The organism is Bacillus sp. AFS037270 (assembly GCF_002585305.1).
In genome coordinates this window covers 118124-136071 of the sequence record NZ_NUNF01000019.1, presented here as the reverse complement: position 1 = coordinate 136071, position 17948 = coordinate 118124, and the positions used below count along the sequence as shown (strand labels likewise).

At 40.9% G+C, this 17948-nt stretch carries 15 protein-coding genes; 9 read left to right on the top strand and 6 right to left on the bottom strand.

The window, feature by feature from the left end:
• The first annotated feature begins 88 nt into the window (after window positions 1-88).
• Both COD92_RS10115 and COD92_RS10110 read left to right on the top strand, forming a co-directional pair.
• Complete coding sequence (locus tag COD92_RS10115; RefSeq protein ID WP_098996255.1) at window positions 89-1057, top strand: sugar phosphate isomerase/epimerase family protein; 969 nt, start codon at window positions 89-91, stop codon at window positions 1055-1057.
• 36 nt (window positions 1058-1093) lie between these two features.
• Window positions 1094-2764, top strand: a complete 1671-nt coding sequence (locus COD92_RS10110; protein ID WP_098996254.1) for a glycoside hydrolase family 13 protein — start codon at window positions 1094-1096, stop codon at window positions 2762-2764.
• 96 nt (window positions 2765-2860) lie between these two features.
• Here COD92_RS10110 and COD92_RS10105 read toward each other — a convergent pair whose 3' ends face one another.
• Entirely contained in the window at window positions 2861-3379 is a 519-nt protein-coding gene (locus tag COD92_RS10105; RefSeq protein WP_098996253.1) for a DoxX family protein, read from the bottom strand.
• 296 nt (window positions 3380-3675) lie between these two features.
• Between COD92_RS10105 and COD92_RS10100 the strand changes: the two genes are divergently transcribed.
• Window positions 3676-5910 (top strand): sensor domain-containing protein, encoded by a 2235-nt coding sequence (locus COD92_RS10100; RefSeq protein ID WP_098996252.1) that lies wholly within the window; start codon window positions 3676-3678, stop codon window positions 5908-5910.
• A gap of 15 nt (window positions 5911-5925) precedes the next feature.
• Here COD92_RS10100 and COD92_RS10095 read toward each other — a convergent pair whose 3' ends face one another.
• The 3 genes from COD92_RS10095 to liaG all read right to left on the bottom strand — a co-directional run bounded on the left by COD92_RS10095 (window position 5926) and on the right by liaG (window position 8888).
• On the bottom strand, window positions 5926-7287 hold the full coding sequence (locus COD92_RS10095) for an MATE family efflux transporter (RefSeq protein WP_098996251.1): 1362 nt from the start codon (window positions 7285-7287) through the stop codon (window positions 5926-5928).
• A gap of 205 nt (window positions 7288-7492) precedes the next feature.
• The gene (locus COD92_RS10090; protein WP_098527390.1) at window positions 7493-7882 is read right to left on the bottom strand and encodes a YuzC family spore coat inner layer protein; all 390 of its coding nucleotides are present in this window, start codon (window positions 7880-7882) and stop codon (window positions 7493-7495) included.
• Window positions 7883-8012: 130 nt separating this feature from the next.
• Window positions 8013-8888: a LiaG family protein gene (gene liaG / locus COD92_RS10085; RefSeq protein ID WP_098996250.1), complete on the bottom strand. Its 876-nt coding sequence runs from the start codon at window positions 8886-8888 to the stop codon at window positions 8013-8015.
• A gap of 187 nt (window positions 8889-9075) precedes the next feature.
• Here liaG and COD92_RS10080 point away from each other — a divergent pair, with 187 nt between their 5' ends.
• Both COD92_RS10080 and COD92_RS10075 read left to right on the top strand, forming a co-directional pair.
• On the top strand, window positions 9076-9405 hold the full coding sequence (locus COD92_RS10080; protein WP_176550423.1) for a YnfA family protein: 330 nt from the start codon (window positions 9076-9078) through the stop codon (window positions 9403-9405).
• 85 nt (window positions 9406-9490) lie between these two features.
• Window positions 9491-10465, top strand: a complete 975-nt coding sequence (locus tag COD92_RS10075; protein WP_098996249.1) for a bile acid:sodium symporter family protein — start codon at window positions 9491-9493, stop codon at window positions 10463-10465.
• A gap of 38 nt (window positions 10466-10503) precedes the next feature.
• Here COD92_RS10075 and ade read toward each other — a convergent pair whose 3' ends face one another.
• Both ade and COD92_RS10065 read right to left on the bottom strand, forming a co-directional pair.
• On the bottom strand, window positions 10504-12240 hold the full coding sequence (ade, locus tag COD92_RS10070; RefSeq protein WP_098996248.1) for an adenine deaminase: 1737 nt from the start codon (window positions 12238-12240) through the stop codon (window positions 10504-10506).
• 24 nt (window positions 12241-12264) lie between these two features.
• A complete protein-coding gene (locus COD92_RS10065) occupies window positions 12265-12735 on the bottom strand; it encodes a nucleoside deaminase (RefSeq protein WP_098527386.1) in 471 nt (156 codons plus the stop codon).
• A 442-nt stretch (window positions 12736-13177) separates the two neighbouring features.
• Here COD92_RS10065 and COD92_RS10060 point away from each other — a divergent pair, with 442 nt between their 5' ends.
• From COD92_RS10060 to COD92_RS10045, 4 genes are read left to right on the top strand one after another with little or no spacing between them, the layout of a single operon-like run.
• Complete coding sequence (locus tag COD92_RS10060; RefSeq protein ID WP_098996247.1) at window positions 13178-14242, top strand: XdhC family protein; 1065 nt, start codon at window positions 13178-13180, stop codon at window positions 14240-14242.
• Window positions 14235-15107: an FAD binding domain-containing protein gene (locus COD92_RS10055; RefSeq protein WP_098996246.1), complete on the top strand. Its 873-nt coding sequence runs from the start codon at window positions 14235-14237 to the stop codon at window positions 15105-15107. Before COD92_RS10060 ends, COD92_RS10055 begins: the two co-directional genes overlap by 8 nt.
• A gap of 16 nt (window positions 15108-15123) precedes the next feature.
• Entirely contained in the window at window positions 15124-17415 is a 2292-nt protein-coding gene (gene pucD, locus COD92_RS10050) for a xanthine dehydrogenase subunit D (RefSeq protein ID WP_098527383.1), read from the top strand.
• On the top strand, window positions 17406-17945 hold the full coding sequence (locus COD92_RS10045; protein WP_255286499.1) for a (2Fe-2S)-binding protein: 540 nt from the start codon (window positions 17406-17408) through the stop codon (window positions 17943-17945). The genes pucD and COD92_RS10045 overlap by 10 nt, the downstream gene beginning before the upstream one ends.
• Window positions 17946-17948: the final 3 nt, after the last annotated feature.

Sequence of the window (17948 nt, the reverse complement as noted above, 5' to 3'; positions counted from 1 at the left end):
CTAGAGTTGGCAGCAAGCATAGCGGTCAACTCTGTACTATTATTTAGTGTGATAGATATAACGTTAATAAAAGTGAGGAGAAATTAATATGAAACTAGGCGTCTTTACTGTATTATTTGCTGAAAAAACATTCGAGGAAATGTTGGATACTGTTCAAAAAGCGGGCTTAAATGCAGTTGAAATTGGAACCGGCTGCTACCCTGGAAACAATCACTGCGATTTAGATTTACTGCTAGAAGACGAAAATGCAAGACGTGAATATATCCAAAAAGTGGAGGAACGCGGATTAATCATTAGTGCGTTCAGCTGCCATGGCAATCCAATTTCTCCTGAAAAAGAATTTGCTCAAAGCTCACATGAAACACTTTTAAAAACAATTAAATTGGCATCTTTATTGAATGTACCAGTTGTAAACTGTTTTTCAGGTACAGCGGGCGACCACGAAGGAGCAAAGTATCCTAACTGGCCTGTTACTCCATGGCCAAATGAATATGGTGACGTCCTGAAGTGGCAATGGGAAGAAAAACTGATTCCCTATTGGAAAGAAGTTGGCCAATATGCGAAAGAAAACAATGTCAAAATCGGTCTTGAACTACATGGCGGCTTTTTAGTCCATACCCCATATACGTTGTTAAAATTACGTGAAGAAACCTGTGATGCGATTGGAGCTAACTTAGACCCAAGTCACTTATGGTGGCAAGGAATTGACCCTGTAGCTGCAATTAAGATTTTAGCAAAAGAAAATGCAATCCATCATTTCCATGCAAAGGACACATACATTGATCAAGAAAATGTGAATATGTATGGGTTAACAGATATGCAGCCATATGGAGAAGTACGTTCGCGGGCGTGGACGTTCCGTTCGGTTGGCTGTGGACATGGTTTAAAAGAATGGTCTGACATGATGAGCGCCCTTCGCACATTTGGCTATGATTATGTCGTTAGTATCGAGCATGAAGATCCAATCATGTCGATAGAGGAAGGATTTACTCGAGCTGTAAACAATTTGAAATCTGTCTTAATTGAGCAGCCTGTTTCGCAAATGTGGTGGGTATAACTCCTAAGAAAAACATCTAAGAATTAGAGGTGCCATATGAATAAAAAGTGGTGGAAAGAAAGCGTGGCCTATCAGGTTTATCCTAGAAGCTTCGTGGACAGCAATGGTGACGGGATTGGCGATCTAAAGGGTGTAACTTCCAAGTTAGATTACTTAAAAGAGCTTGGCATCGATGTGATTTGGTTATCGCCAATGTTCAAATCTCCCAATGATGATAATGGCTATGACATTTCCGATTATCAAGATATTATGGACGAGTTTGGAACGATGGCAGATTTTGATGAGCTCCTTGAAGGTGTCCATCAACGCGGGATGAAATTAATATTAGATTTGGTTATTAATCATACAAGTGACGAGCATCCTTGGTTCATTGAGTCCCGCTCTTCCAAGGATAATCCAAAGCGCGATTGGTACATTTGGCGAGATGGAAAAGGCTTAAAGGCACCAAATAACTGGGAATCCATTTTTAGTGGGCCGGCATGGAGATATGATAAAGAAACTGAACAATATTTCATGCACATCTTTTCACCACGCCAGCCGGATTTAAATTGGGAAAACCCTGAGGTCAGAAATGCATTATATGACATGGTCAATTGGTGGCTCGATAAGGGAATAGATGGATTCCGTGTGGATGCGATTTCTCACATAAAAAAAGAACCGGGATTCCCCGATATGCCGAACCCTGAGAATCTAGACTTTGTCCCATGCTTTCCGAAAATGATGAACGTGGAAGGGATTGATGAATTCCTAACCGAATTCTCACAAAAAACGATTAAAAACTACGACATTATGACGGTTGGGGAAGCTAACGGTGTTGGGTTGGACGATGCGGATAAATGGGTCGGTGAAGACAACGGGTACTTCAATATGATCTTCCAATTTGAATTCTTGGGTCTCTGGGATAAGGATGCAGATGACCGTGTGGATGTACGTGCATTGAAGAAGAATCTGACCAAATGGCAGAAAGGATTAGAAGGCAAGGGATGGAACGCCTTATTCATTGAAAACCATGACCAGCCGCGCCGGGTTTCTAGCTGGGGTAATGACCGCAAGCTTTGGAAAGAAAGCGCCAAAATGTTGGGTGCGTTATACTTTCTGATGAAGGGTACACCGTTTATTTATCAAGGTCAGGAAATTGGGATGACTAACGTCCAGTTCCCATCGATTGAAGATTATAATGATGTTGGAATGGTTAACTATTACAAAGTGGAAACGGCAAAAGGCCGTTCCCACGATGAGATTATGGAGATTATTTGGAAACAGTGCCGTGACAATGCTCGGACTCCGATGCAATGGGACGCTTCCAATATGGGAGGATTTACGACTGCTAATCAAACATGGTTAGGGGTAAATCCAAACTATAAAGAGGTTAATGTTGAGTCTCAAATAAATGATCCTGACTCAATTCTATCTTTTTATAAAAAGTTGATTCAGTTGCGGAAAGATAACCCGCTGTTTGTTTATGGAACCTATGAATTGTTATTACCTAATCACAAGCAGTTATTTGTTTACACTCGTCGTCTTGGAGGCCGTAAAGCGATTGTAATTAACAATTTTAGTGAAAAATCAATAAGATTTAAGGTGCCAACAAGTGTCTCCTATTCTGTTTCTGAATTGGTATTAAACAATTATGAGGTAACAGACAAGAAATTAAGAAGAGAATTTACCCTCAAGCCTTATGAAACTAGGGTATATTTGTTGAAGTAATAGGAGGCCTTTTAAAGAACAAAAGACGATTCGGATATCCGAATCGTCTTTTGTTCTTTATATACTTTACACTGTTGCTTTTGTTCTTTATATACTTTACACTGTTGCTTTTGTTTTTTCAGGACTTGTATTTTTGTTGCCCATTTTTCTGAAGAAAGGAACCACCCAATGATCTAAACCTATTCTACCGGCATTATAGCCAGCTGTTAGAATGATGAAGCCTGAGAAGATGTCTCTAGGGTTATGAGATACAGTTCCCGCTAAGAAGAAAGAGAAGTTCATCACTAGACCAAAGAACATGGCAGTAGTTGTTAAGCATCCAAGAATTAAGCCTAAACCGATTAAAGTTTCGCCAACAGGTACAATCACATTAAATACATCAACGTTTGGTAATGCAAAATGTTTTAAAAAGTCAACATACCAACCAAATACAATTGCGCCGTCTGGTCCTTTAACGGGATTAGCGATCGCGCCTTTTAAGAATCCAGAAGCATCAAAGCCGCCGCTTGTTAATTTTCCAAGACCTGCAGTAAACCAAGAGTAGCCAAGGTATAAACGTAATACGGTTAGGATATAAGAAGCAATTTTATTTTCTCTTAAAAATTTGTTAAACATAAATGATTCCGCCCTTCAAATTTTGTTTGTTCTTTATGGTTCTACTATATTCCCTTTTTCACTTTAAAAACATGGCTATAGTGATAAGTTCAAAGTTTGTTCGAAATGTTATGGCAAACTATTGAACGTGCGGATCATCTTATTAAAAATAAACAAGTAAATGCCAGAAGCAACAATGAATCCGTTTACATTTAGGAAGAAGCGACGATTGTTAATTATGTCGATTTTTGTTATTTTAATGATAGACATAGAAGAATCATTCATGAGTCAAATGATTGGAACAAGGGAGAAATTAAATGGCGGCGTCAAAGATAAGCATTCAACTACAATTGAAGATTATTTATAGTCTATTCTTCTTTATCATGCTATTGGAAATTTCAATCTCTATATTTTTCCCATCCGTGCTTTTTGTTAAATTGGCTGCTATTATCACGCTTATTGGAGCGTTGCCTCTTTTGTATATAACCTTTAAAGAACTGAGGGGTAAAGATGAAGAATCCCTGCAAAACAAACAAAAGCTAAAAAACATATTTGATACGCTGGATGTGGCAATTTGGTCTCATGATTTAAAGTCTGATACCCTGTTAATTACCCCAGGAATTGAAAAACTCTATGGGTACTCCTATATAGATTTTTATAAAGATATGGATCTTTGGAAAAAGGTAATTCACCCAGAGGATGTCTATCTTTTGACTGATAGGTCGAAAAGGTTAGCAAGAGGCGAGACCGTCACGAGTGAATATCGGATTATTCGCCCGGATGGTGAGGTCCGCTGGATTCAGGACAGAGGTTTTCCAACACTTGATGAAAAGGGAGATTTTGTTGATTTTAATAGTGTATTATTTGATATAACAGACCGCAAAGAAAGTGAAGACCGCTATCGGAGTCTAGTGGAAATGTCTCCGGATATCATTGCTGTTGTTAGTCAAAATACCATTGAATATATAAATGAAGCAGGTTGCAGGCTAGTTGGAGCTAAGAATCCTGAAGAATTGATTGGGAAATCACCGTTGGAATTTGTACCTGAAGAAATTGTTGATGCCTTTAAAATTAAGGGGGCAAAATTACGCAACCAACAAGTAAGGCTCGAATGTCAAGTTAAACAATTAACTGGAAATACGATCGATGTGGAATTAGCATCTGCCCCTATCTATTTTGAAGGCAGATTTGCTGTTCAGGTGGTTGGAAGAGATATTACAGATCGAAAACGGACAGAAGAAACAATTAAAAATATGGCTTATCATGATACATTAACAGGATTGCCCAATCGAAACCGATTTCGTCTGCATCTTAACGAAGTATTGAATCATTTAGAAAGCAAGAAGATATTGGCTGTTTTATTCATTGATCTAGATAGATTTAAAATTATTAATGACACCAAAGGTCATACAGTTGGGGATCTGATTCTCAAGGAGGTTGCGGATCGGTTAAAACAAGTGGTTGATAAAGATGGATTAGTATCAAGACAGGGCGGGGACGAGTTTATTATTTTATTTGAAAATGTTAATAAAATAAAAGCCGTAGAAGCTGCCCAGCGCATTTTGCTGGTGTTTACAAAGCCGTTGGTCGTGAATAATCAAGAATTCTTTGTTACCCCAAGTATTGGCATCAGTCTTTATCCAACAGACGGTTTGGACGAGGAAACCTTAATTAAGAATGCTGACACAGCAATGTATCAAGCGAAGGAACGCGGGAAAAACAATTTTAAATTCTATTCTTCCAACCTGAATGGTATTTCCGTTCGAAAAATGGAGCTTGAAAATGGCTTAAGAAAGGCCCTTGAAAATCATCAGTTTATCCTTCACTATCAGCCGCAATTATCCTTGTCTACAGGGGAGTTAGTTGGAATCGAAGCATTAATTCGCTGGGAACATCCTGACCATGGATTTATCTCTCCTGCCGATTTCATTCCACTAGCAGAAGAGACTGGTTTAATTGTCCCAATCGGGAAGTGGGTGCTAGCAGAAGCCTGCCGTCAGCGAAAATTATGGGAGAAAGTTGGCCTCTCAGATCAAGTTCCGATTGCTGTCAATGTTTCAGTACGTCAATTTGAGGATGACTTATTTTTAAAGTATATCGGGACAGTTCTAGAACATACAGGTCTAAAAGGATATCAATTGGAGCTAGAAATCACGGAAAGTATTATGCAAAACTTGGAGAATTCCACGATTATCCTAAATCAGTTAAAAGAACGGGGGATCCTAATCTCCATTGACGATTTTGGAACAGGCTATTCTTCGTTAAGTTATTTGAAGCATTTACCGATTGATAAAATCAAGATTGATAAATCCTTTGTTGATGACATAACTTCCCATTCCAATCAAGGGATTATGGTAAAAACCATTATTGATATGGGGTTGAATATGAATTTTACCGTCATTGCCGAGGGGATTGAAACAAAGGAACAGCTTTATTTTTTAAGAAATAATCAATGCAAAATCGGTCAGGGCTATCTATTCAGTAAGCCAATACCCGCCGGCCAAATGGAAACCTATCTTTTAACTACAAAAAGTGGCAGCCAGTTTTATTAACTGACTGCCACTTTTTTATATTGAAATTTCTGCCTTTGCTACTTTGCGGCGCTCCCATGGTTTCATTAACCAGCGTTTTAAAGCAAAACAGCCGCGCAGCCATTCATCAGCACCCTGTGCAAGCCACACACCTAATAAACCTAGTTCATAGTGTACTCCAAGCAGGTAGCTAAGAGAAACGGCAATTCCCCACATCGACAAGACACCAATGACCACTGGGAAACGAACATCGCCAGCCGATTTAAGTGAACTCATCAAAACGATATTCATCGCCCTGCCAGGTTCTACAAAAACAATGGCCCATAAGACTGGAAGGCCAACAGCGATAATTTCAGGATTTTTTGTAAAAGTTTCTAAAATAGGCGACCCAATCAAAGCGATAATCAGCGATGTTAAGGTGGAGGCAGCCATGGCAATTTTTAAGGTCCGAATGCCGCGCTTTAAAGCCCGGTCAAACTGCCTGCCGCCAATGTACCGGGCAACTAACAACTGCGTCCCTTGGGCAATTGCCACCGTAAAAAGAAAACAAATATAGTTTATATTTAATACATATACACGGGCTGCGAGGGAAGCAGTACCCATTGAAACTACAAAGCTAGTAATAATCAGCTGTGAAAACTGATAGGAAAGATTCTCTCCCGCTGACGGGATGCCAATAGCCAGCAGCCCTTTAATATCTTCCTTTTTAGCAGTCATAACATCTTTTATTTCCAGCTTCAATGCCAGCCGGTTATATACAAGATAAATTAAAGCACAAACCGCAAAAGCACGCGCAGCCACAATGGCCCAGGCCACACCCGTGACACCGGTAATAGGTAAACCGAATATACCTGTTATAGCAAGGATATTGCCGCCTATACTGATAAAATCCATCATCATCGTTACGAACATTGATTCTTTTGTATAGCCATGGCTCCGTAAGATAGCACTTAATGCAAGAGAAATGGATTCAAAAAAGAGCGAGATTCCGCATATACGAAGAAAGGTCAGTCCGTAGTCATATACTTTTCCATGGATATCAAATAGTTGTAAAAGCTGTTCACCGAAGAAGAAAACGATGAATGACACAAAGATGCCGAACCAAACGTTCAGTCCAAATACCGTGCGCCCTAACTGTCTAGCGTCCTTTAAGCGGCCGGCACCGAGGTTTTGGCTGATTAAGACCGTTCCTCCAATTGAAGTGACGTTAAAGACGAGAATAAATATATTTAATAGCTGATTGGCAACCCCTACACCGGCTGCCGCTGAATCCGAATAATGACCAAGCATAAAGGTCGCGATAATGCCGATTCCCATATGCAAGGAGAGTCCAATAAAAAGCGGCCAAGAAATACTAAATAGAGATTGTTCTTGATATTTATAGGTTGTTTCCTTCAAATCTTTATACTCCTTTGCTCTATTAACTTATTAAAACATAACATTCATTGTACACCCAACTGCCCGATAAAAATAGGGGGGAAACTCCAGAGGTCTCTTTTACCATATTCGATTTGGGCTTGGATAAGACGTTAAGAAAAAAATGGCTGACTCTTTTAATTTGAGAGTCAGCTAGTCTAAAAAAAATTGAATAAATTGAGCCGTTTTATTGCCCCCACTTCATTGCAACTGTTAAGGTGCAGCAGTTCACCGGCTGCTGATGTGTAGCTTGCGTCGTTAGGGTGAAGTTTACGCCAGTCGGTGTAAATTTAGTTATAACAGGGACTTTTAGACCGATTGTTTTAATTAATTGATCCACTTCGGTATTTTTTCCTTGCTGTGCTGAACTCATTACTTTTTGTGCAAACGCGGCATTTCCTAACCGATCTAACAAGATACTTCCTTGTGCCATTAACAGCCGAAACGATTTCACCGACCCTTCAAAGATTTTCGTATCGACTGGGGGATACATACGAGGGATTGGATAGTTAACGGTATATGTCGAGTATACCGGCATGGGAGGAACAACCGGATAATAAAAAGGGTTGTAGTACATATTGCCTCTCCTTCCATAATTAAAAAACCAGACAATATACGGTATGAAAAATCGAGGTCTTTTGTTCCATCTGGGTAGGATGGGTACGAACAGGCGGGAGCATGCAAAAAGCACGTAGAGTTTACGTGCTTTAATGTATGTGGATATTACCACTTGAAACATCCAGATTGATTTTATATTTTCCGCTTCCATAGGTGCCTTTGATACTCTTTTTGTTGAAGTCTTTTGTAGTTAAAGGGAAATCGCAGGAGATATTGCCGCTGCTCACTTCCCCCTTCAATGTAAAATCAGCGTTATCAGGTAAATCGAGGCCAACCATTCCAGAACTTACATCCATTTTAATGGAATTGACGAGTTTATCGGCTTGAATAGTAAGTCTTCCTGAAGAAACATCTGCTTCGAGTCCGCCTGTATAGTGTTTGATCGTTAGGTTGCCTGAACTGACATCAATCGTACCTGTTATAGTTCTTAATGAGTTTATTTCCACATTACCTGATGAAACGTCAGGAGTAAATTGTCTTACATCCAGATTTTGAAGATTCATATTGCCGGATCCAATATCAATGGTTAGATCTTCTAATTTCATGGGATGCGCCTTAGACTTTCCGGAAAAATTTATATTCCCTGAGCCTAAGTCAATCATCATATTTCGATCGTAATTTTCCGGAATATAGATTTTTAGATTAGATTTTTGGGGGGATGGCCACCAGTTAAACCAACTAAATCCTTTACTTTTGACCGAAACTTCCACTGTATCTCCATCTTCTGCTACTTGCAGTTTTTGTTTCCCATCGTAAACTGCTCTTAGATTTGGCCGGTCTTCTGGAATAATCGTGGTACTGACATTCGATACATCTACTTTAATCACTTGGGTACTTTTTGAAATGTCTGCTAGACCGTCACTATTTCCGCCACTGCTGGCTCCTATTGTTTGAAAGCTGGGAGCATGTTCATAAGCAATGTACAATCCGGTTATTACCAATAAAAGTATTAATATTCTCTTCATTTTCACACATCCCCTTTTGTTGTAGCTCTTCTATGAATAGAATACAAAATCCTCCAATCTTTCCCAATGCACTGGGGATTTATTTTTCTCTAAGACTTGAGGTGTATTTTTATAATCCTACTGATTTTATTTACAAAGGGGATTGCAATACAATAGTGTTGGAAAACATTTTAAAAGGTGAGTGATAATCATTAATCAGGCAATTATTTTATTTATTCTTGCTGGACTTGCTGAGATTGGTGGAGGATATTTGATATGGCAGTGGCTCCGTGAGAACAAGCCACTTTGGTATGGAATTCTCGGCGGAATTATATTGGTTGTATATGGGGTGATCCCCACGTTTCAAAAATTCCCCTCCTTTGGAAGGGTGTATGCTGCATATGGGGGCGTCTTTATTATTCTCGCTTTACTATGGGGGTGGGGCATCGATAAAAAGACCCCTGATTTATACGATTGGATTGGTGCGATCATCTGTCTGATTGGTGTTTCGGTGATCCTTTGGGCGCCAAGGCATTAAGAATTTTAATTCTTTTCGATTAACGAAGTTTTTTCAATCCCTGCAAAGAAATTGTGGTATTCTTTGATAGGGAGGAGAGATTTCCATGCTGCAAAGTTTAAATAAACGACTTGTCAAAATCATGCCGCTCATCACTCCAGTTAGTGTAATATTGGGCGTTCTGTTAAGCACTTATATAAAGGATTTTTCTTATTTAATTCCATGGGTTTTTGCCTTTATGACATTTGAGGGAAGTTTAAGTTCCAATTTCCGCTCATTAAAAGATGTCATTGTTCATCCGTTTCCTATATTTCTAGCAATGTTGATTTTACACGTCCTTATGCCGCTATGGGCCTGGGGTGTAGGTCATGTGGCTTTTTCAGGTGATGTTTACACGATTACTGGACTTGTTCTAGGTATGGTGATTCCAACGGGTGTCACGAGTTTCATTTGGGTTTCTATCTATAAAGGGAATATTCCCTTAGTTTTATCGATTATTTTAATCGATACGTTATTATCTCCGATTATTGTTCCCTTGACCCTGTCATTATTTATTGGTCAAAAAGTCGAGATGGATACAATTAGTATTATGAAAGGTATGTTGGGGATGGTGGTAATCCCGTCATTAATCGGGATGACTTTAAACCAGCTGACAAAGGGGAAAGTGAAAGAACAAATAGGGCCAAGCCTTGCTCCTTTTTCAAAAATTTGTTTAGGTATTGTTGTGATGTTGAACGGGTCGGTCGTTGCCCCTTATTTGAAACATATTGACCTTAAGCTGGTTAGCATTATAGTAATTGTCTTTTTCATAGCTTTAACCGGTTACTTGTTTTCCTTCTTCGTAGGCCGATTAATGAAAAGGGGACAGAGTACTGTGATTACACTAACGTTTACTGGCGGGATGAGAAATATTAGTGCTGGTGCAGTATTAGCGGTCTCCTTTTTTCCGGCAGCAGTTGCTGTGCCTGTTGTTGTTGCGATGCTATTTCAGCAAATCCTGGCTTCGTTAAATGGTCATTTTGTTGAGCGTTTTTATAGTAAAAAGGAAGTCAGCAATCAGAAGAAGTCAATTGCTTTATAGATGTTAAAAAAGCCAGTTTGAAGAAAACTGGCTTTTTACTATGCATCATTGCTTATATGCTTAAATGTGGAAACCTGAAATAAGCCTTGATCTGTCAGCTTTAACTCCGGAATCACCGGCAGTGATAAAAAGGAAAGCGTTAAGAATGGATTAAAGTGGTCGTTCGCTCCTAACGTACGAAGAGCCAGATTTATCTCATTTAATTTACTGTACACTTCCTGATAAGGGCGATCAGACATCAACCCTGCAATAGAAAGCTCTAATGAGGCAATTACTTCCCCTTGATTAACAACAACCATCCCGCCTTGCATATCTTTAATCGCGTTAGCTGCAACAACCATATCATAATTATTAGTGCCTGCAATGATTAGGTTGTGAGAATCATGGGCGATGGTGGTAGCGATCGCCCCTGATTTTAGACCCAGGCCTTTTACAATACCCAAACCTATTGCACCTGTCATATGATGGCGTTCAATGACGGCTAACTTTAATTGATCCTTTTTTGTAGATGGTCGAAATAAACCAAGTTCACAGGTATCTACTTCTTCAATTTGATGGATCGTTACCAGGCTGTTAGGAATAATTTCAATAATATTTGCCTTCTTTTCCTTCAAAAGAATCTGAAAACTATCCTCTTCAAGCTCATGAAAGCGGACAGATTCTCTTATTGATGCTGATATCGAAGGATCTGCGTTTCCTAGTTCACGGATTAGCAAGCTATTCTTAACAACTGCTCGACCATCTTTAAATACATCGGTGATCTGAATGGTGTCGAGATTATCAAAGAAGATGAAATCCGCCCTGTAACCAGGGGCAATGGCTCCTTTGTCTTCAAGACCAAAACATTCTGCCGCATTAATGGATGCCATTTGAATAGCAGTTAAGGGAGAAAGCCCTGAAGTAATCGCCAGTCGAACATTATGATCAATACTGCCTTCGTGAACTAGGTCATCTAGGTGCTTATCATCTGTCACAAATAGACAGCGGCGGGCGTTACGCTCATTTACAACAGGGATTAACTGATTCAAGTCCTTGGCTACTGTGCCTTCACGAATCATTAAGTACATTCCTCTGCGAAGACGATCTCTTGCTTCATCTGTAGTCGTACTTTCATGATCTGTTCGAATGCCAGCAGACATATATACATTTAAATCATTAGCCTTTAGGCCCGCTGCATGGCCATCGATTTTTTTACCCAAGTGTTTGGCGTCAGATATTTTACCGACCATATCTTGTTCGGCGTTTACCACGGCTGGGTAGTTCATTACTTCTGCTAATCCCAGTACTCTCGGATGTTGATAAAAAGACTTTAAATCCTCAGCCGTAAGTGTGGCACCGGAATGTTCGAAGGCTGTTGCGGGCACACAGGAGGGGAGCATAAAGTAAAAGTCAAAGGGAATGTTTTCAGTTGAATTAAGCATATATTGAATGCCAGTCACCCCTGAAACATTCGCAATTTCGTGGGGATCCGCAATTATGGTAGTAACCCCATGGAGGAGGAGGACCTTGGCAAATTCCCTTGCAGTAACCGTTGAGGACTCAATATGGACATGACCATCAATGAAAGCTGGAGAAATATAACAGCCATTTGCATCAATGATGTTTTTTCCACTGTATTCTCCAATCCCTGCAAAATACCCGTCAACTATAGCAATGTCACCTTCCATTATTTCACCGTTAAATACATCAACAATTTTTCCATTCTTAATGACGGTATCTGCAGGTTCTTTTCCAGAGGCCACAGAGATTCTTCTTTCTAATTGATTTCTCTCCATCTTCAACATCCTCTTTTTGTCAGATTAATATTCCACCTTATTTTGTGATTTTTCCCATGTTTTAAACGGCAGGTCGCCATTAGCAGGGAAAATTTGCTTCATAGGGATTTTTCGCGCTTCGAAAGGTAATACGAGCTGGTCATAAATAAATTGATCATCGAAGCCGATTTTGGCTGCGTCCTCTTTAGTGCAGGCATAATAAACAGCTTTTGGACGCGCCCAATAAATGGCGCCAATGCACATTGGGCATGGTTCGCAGCTCGTATAGATTTCACAGTCCTCAAGCTGAAAGCTTTTAAGAGTTTGGCAGGCCTCGCGGATCGCCTGAACCTCAGCGTGGGCTGTTGGATCGTTTAAGGCTGTAACTTCATTACGGCCCCTGCCAATAATTTTCCCCTCTTTTACTACTATAGCTCCAAATGGTCCACCATGACTGTTCATCACATTGGATAGAGCCTCATCAATGGCTTCCACCATAAATTTATCAGCTGACATTACAATCTCCCCAATCGTCCTAAATTAAACGTTTGTCATTAAAGGTTTATGCCTAGTAATAGGAAAGTAAGATTTTCCCTTTTAAACTTGAGATATATTATTCTATAACACACGCATATTTTCTCCTTTGTCGTAAGGATTTCTGACAGACTTTTTCAAAATGGCCATGGTAAGAAAGGATGCCAACGATATAACCGTTAAAGATTAAAGGATCAGCCTTTCTAATTCTGAAAAATAAAAATTTCTATGTTAGATTATATGACGCCAATGTAGAAGCTATCTCCCCTTTTGGATATTATTAGTGAAAAGCTGATGATAGAAACTTTAACATTTTCCTTAGTTACATATTCTCACCTATCCAACTAAGCCCAAATTATAGAGAGATAGAACATGGTTGTTTTTAGGAGGTCTATATTAATAAATAAATATAAGGGGGTCTTGTATGGACGGGATACATGAGATTCTAGACGCGATTGTCGGGTCTGCTAATGATGATGTCCTTGCTACGATTATTCGCGTAGAAGGATCAGCTTATCGAAAAGAAGGGACTTCCACGCTGTTTCGAGGTGATGGAACGCAAATAGGTCTTCTAAGTGCCGGCTGTCTTGAGACGGATTTGTCCTTTCGAGTTCAAGAAGTCATAAACCAAAGAAAAACAAACACCGTTGTTTATGATTTAAGGGACGAAGACGATCTGTCATGGGGGCAGGGGGCAGGCTGTAACGGTGTAATAAGTGTTCTCTTGGAACCGATTGATGCCTGTCTTCGTGAGCATCTCTGTAAATTAAAGTTCCATTTAGATAATGGGAACCGTGTGACGGTGATAAAAAAATTAGCGAAAGACAATTCGGTTACTGACTATTTGTTTATCACAGATCATCAACAGCTGTTTGGAAAGTGGCACGGAAGAGTACCCCTGCAAATAAAAAGGCTCGTAAATGATATACATCAAAAAATACCGAAAAGTGGAATTTCTTATTTACCGGAATTATCAGCTGATATTTACATCCATTGCTTTGAACCAAAGCCGCGGTTAATTGTTTTTGGGGCTGGCCGGGATGCAATTCCATTAGTTAATATGGCAGCTCAAGCAGGCTTTTCCGTCCTTGTCTCTGATTGGCGCTCGGCGTTATGTAAAGAAGAATATTTTTCGGAGGCTAATCAATTAATTGTGGGTTTTCCGAATGAAGTGATGCCTATGCTGACTTTATCCAGCTTAGACTCTGTCATCATCCTTACACATCATTTTCAAAAGGATCGAGAATTGTTACATCTTCTAAAAGGAAAAAAATTAAGATATTTGGGTGTACTGGGCTCAAAAGCTAGGACGCAACGTTTGCTTGATGGCCGAGAAATACCGCCGGAGATTAAGAGCCCGGTTGGATTGCCAATAAGGGCGGAAGGTCCAGAGGAGATTGCAGTTAGTATTGTAGCGGAACTAATTCAGAGACAGCGGACAAAGCGGCCTGAGATGGTAATGGAAAGGAGCTGGTCGAGTAATGATTAAGCAGGGAGCAACGATGTTAAACTCGCCAGCGGTTTGGCTTCCGGATAATCTGGCTGCAGCCTGGCAATTAAAAAAACAGTTAGGTGAAGAGGCTAGCTTTATCGCGGGAGGAACACTCATGCAGACTCAGTGGCAAAAAGGTACGGATTGCCCCCGCCATTTAATTAGTTTGGAACAGATTAAAGAAATGCAAGGTTGTGAGAGAGCCAATTTTAACGGAGAAGCTGGTATCCGGATTGGTGCTTTAACCACACTAGCTGCTTGCAAGGATCACCCTTCACTTTCAAAAAATATCCCCTTATTAGCAGAGGCTATAAGAAATGTTGCAGCTCTGGCTGTTCGTAATCGTGGAACGATTGGCGGCAATATTGCGGGAGGATTTGGCGATATAATTCCTGCCCTTTTGGCGCTCGATGCAACCTTATCCTTTTATGATGGAGGTAAAATAAAACTAAAAAGATTATTAGATTGTCTAAGTGAATCAGATGGTGCCATTCTTACCGCCATATATGTTCCTGAAAATAAAGAGCTTGAAGGGAAAAGTTATTTTTATAAAAAGCTTGGATACAGGGAAGCATTTACCCCTAGTATTGTAACCATCTCCGGCTGCTGTCAGCTCAACGAACAAAAGGAGGTCGAATACATTCGCCTTGCTGCGGGGGGAGGGACAACGCCGCCTCAACGACTGGCCGGGGTTGAAAGATTTGTGGAAGGTTCCAAATTGTCCAATGAACTCTTAAAAAATCTTTTTCAAAAGATAAAAGATGAATTCAATGCAGCAACAGATGCGTTTACTACGGCAGATTATAAAAAAGCGGTCGCTGCCAATATGATTGTTTCAAAGATTGCTGGCTTTGCTGGTTAGAAAAGGAAGGGATCTTATGGCATTACAAACTAGCCTTTCAGAGCTGAAAAGAAGGGTACGTCCTGATGGTCCCGAAAAAGTGACCGGCAGAATGAGATACCTTACAGACCTAACGTTTCCTAACATGTTATATGGGGAAATTTTAAGAAGCACGGAGCCGCATGCCGAGATTTTATCTATTTCGGTCGATGAAGCAGAGCAACTTCCAGGTGTTAGGGCTGTTGTCACTTACAAGGACGTTCCTGGTTTGAATGGTTTTGGACTTATTTTTCCGGATCAGCCAGTTTTATGTGAAGACCGCGTCCGATATGTCGGAGATGCTCTAGCTGCTGTCGCGGCAGATACAAAGGAAATCGCCGAGCAGGCATTACGGTTAATTCGGGTTGAATACATGAAGCTGCCAGTAGTTGATAGTCCCGAAAAATCTCTTCAGCCTGATGCACCGCTTCTTCATCCAGGAGGCAACATTCTACATCATCCTTATTTTAAAAAAGGAGATGTGGAAACCGCTTTTCAAACATGCGCTATTGTTGTCGAGGAAACCTATGAGTTGCCAAGGCAAATGCATGCCTATATGGAAACCGAGGGCGGCGTGATTGTCCCGGAACCAGATGGGAAATTAACCGTTTATGTGGGGACGCAGCATGGTTTTAAGGACCGGTTTCAATTGGCAAGAATTCTGGATATGCCGGAAACGGATATCCGTGTAGTTTCAAGCCCAATGGGTGGTTCCTTTGGCGGGAAGGATGAATTAAATATTCAGCCATATGGGGCATTACTGGCATTAGCGACAAAGTGTCCTGTCAAAATTCATAACAGCAGACAGGAATCGGTCAGAGCAGGGCTTAAACGCCATCCAATGAACATTATGATGAAAACAGGAGTGGATCAAGAGGGGAATATTCTTGCCCATAAGGTAAAAATTATCGCTGATACTGGGGCGTATGCCACTTTAGGTCCTGCCGTTTTAGATTTTGCTGTGGAGCATGCACCGGGTCCCTATATCATCCCACATATGGAAATAGAGGGATTATCTGTTTTTACCAATAATGGCGTATCAGGTGAGTTCCGGGGCTTTGGCGGGAACCAGATCACGTTTGCATTAGAGGGGCAAATGGACCGGCTTGCTAATAAGTTGAATATGGATCCAGTAACATTCCGTTTAAAGAATTTAAGGAAGGCGGATGATCCTGGGCCATTAGGACAAAAAATAGCTCCTACGAATGGAGCATCAGATGTCCTTCAAGCGATTGAACGTTCACATGCTGAAAAATCCAAGAGGTGGAAGCGGGAGGAACTCGATAAATGGAAGGTGAGAGGGACTGGCATTGCCCTCACGATGCACGGAGGTGGACTTGGAATCGACCGGAATGATCCTGCCGGCGGCCGGCTTTCTTTTACAAAGGCCGGGAAAATTGAAGCCGCCTTCGGGTTTGAAGAGTGTGGTCAAGGTCTTTTGGCCGTGATTGAAACCTTACTAATAGAAGAATTCGAGTGTACAGAAAAAGATATTAAGATTGTTATAGGAGATACCGCTTTGGTACCTGTCAGCGGTTCATCGACTGCCTCAAGATCAACAAGTATGGTATGGCAGGCACTAATGAGAATGAAGGATTCCTTTCGGAAGCAAGTTCTAGAACTTGCACAGATGATTACAGGGATTTCTGCTGATCAGCTGCAAATGGGACCAAGGGGAATCTGGAAGGTCGGAGAGATGGATGCTTCGGGTCCTTTTATTACTTTCGCCCAGCTGGCGCATCAGATGCCAACTGGCCGGTCAATTAATGTCCACACTTCGTTTAACTTTCCAACGAGTCCTGATGCAACAGTGGGAGGAAGTCATTATCTTTATGCTTTTGCAGCTGTAATCGCTCACGTAGAAGTGGATTTGTTAACAGGCCAAGTGAAGGTGAGTACAATCGACCAAGCGGTAGCAGCTGGCCCTGTTGTCAGCCCGTTGGGATATCTAGGTCAAATAGAAGGCGGAGGCGTAATGGCCCTAGGTTATACCATGATGGAGGAAGCCGTCATGGATAAGGGAATCTATCTAACTGATAACTTTGACAACTATTTTATTCCCACCATTTGTGATGTTCCCTACAAGACGAATGTTGAGGCGATTGAAAAACTGGCGGTGGGCGACCCATTTGGTCCAAGAGGGGTGGGGGAAATTGGGACGGTTGCGGTTGCGCCGGCGATTGTTCGAGCGATTTATGATGCAACGGGCTGCTGGGTGAATAAGCTGCCTGTTTCTCCTGAATTTTTATTAAAATCTATCAGTTTAGGAGAGATGAAACCATGGATATGAAGCATGTCATCCAGAGTATTGACCTGCCAACAGCTGTCCCAAAAATAGAGCTTGCCCTTACTGTAAATGGTGTCCTCCATCAGTTAAAGGCAGCGCCGGCAGCAAGGCTATTGGATATTTTACGGGAAGACTTAGGGTTGTCAGGTACAAAAATGTCCTGTGAAATTGGCCGCTGTGGTGCCTGTGCCGTTCATATGAATGGTCAATTGGTTAACTCATGTCTGGTTTTGGCCTACCAGGCAAACCATACCTCCATTAATACAATAGAAGGACTAGAGGAGGATGGATTACATCCGATTCAAAAAGCGTTCTTAGAAGAGGGCGGATTTCAATGCGGGTATTGCACTCCGGGGATGATTATGGCTGTTAAGGCATTGCTTGATTCAAACCCCAGCCCGACTAAACAACAAATACAGGAAGCACTCTCGGGGAATTTATGCCGTTGTACGGGATATGGCGGAATCATTCGTGCAGTGGAAAAGGCGATTACAAGCTTAAAAGAAAATCAGGTTACTAACATCGAGGAGTGATTG

What these genes read in the sequence shown, in the direction of transcription:
- COD92_RS10115 (WP_098996255.1), top strand. Translation starts at nt 89, where the DNA reads ATGAAACTAGGCGTCTTTACTGTATTATTTGCTGAAAAAACATTCGAG.
- COD92_RS10110 (WP_098996254.1), top strand. Translation starts at nt 1,094, where the DNA reads ATGAATAAAAAGTGGTGGAAAGAAAGCGTGGCCTATCAGGTTTATCCT.
- COD92_RS10105 (WP_098996253.1), bottom strand. Translation starts at nt 3,379, where the DNA reads ATGTTTAACAAATTTTTAAGAGAAAATAAAATTGCTTCTTATATCCTA.
- COD92_RS10100 (WP_098996252.1), top strand. Translation starts at nt 3,676, where the DNA reads ATGGCGGCGTCAAAGATAAGCATTCAACTACAATTGAAGATTATTTAT.
- COD92_RS10090 (WP_098527390.1), bottom strand. Translation starts at nt 7,882, where the DNA reads ATGTACTACAACCCTTTTTATTATCCGGTTGTTCCTCCCATGCCGGTA.
- liaG (WP_098996250.1), bottom strand. Translation starts at nt 8,888, where the DNA reads ATGAAGAGAATATTAATACTTTTATTGGTAATAACCGGATTGTACATT.
- COD92_RS10075 (WP_098996249.1), top strand. Translation starts at nt 9,491, where the DNA reads ATGCTGCAAAGTTTAAATAAACGACTTGTCAAAATCATGCCGCTCATC.
- ade (WP_098996248.1), bottom strand. Translation starts at nt 12,240, where the DNA reads ATGGAGAGAAATCAATTAGAAAGAAGAATCTCTGTGGCCTCTGGAAAA.
- COD92_RS10065 (WP_098527386.1), bottom strand. Translation starts at nt 12,735, where the DNA reads ATGTCAGCTGATAAATTTATGGTGGAAGCCATTGATGAGGCTCTATCC.
- COD92_RS10060 (WP_098996247.1), top strand. Translation starts at nt 13,178, where the DNA reads ATGGACGGGATACATGAGATTCTAGACGCGATTGTCGGGTCTGCTAAT.
- COD92_RS10055 (WP_098996246.1), top strand. Translation starts at nt 14,235, where the DNA reads ATGATTAAGCAGGGAGCAACGATGTTAAACTCGCCAGCGGTTTGGCTT.
- pucD (WP_098527383.1), top strand. Translation starts at nt 15,124, where the DNA reads ATGGCATTACAAACTAGCCTTTCAGAGCTGAAAAGAAGGGTACGTCCT.
- COD92_RS10045 (WP_255286499.1), top strand. Translation starts at nt 17,406, where the DNA reads ATGGATATGAAGCATGTCATCCAGAGTATTGACCTGCCAACAGCTGTC.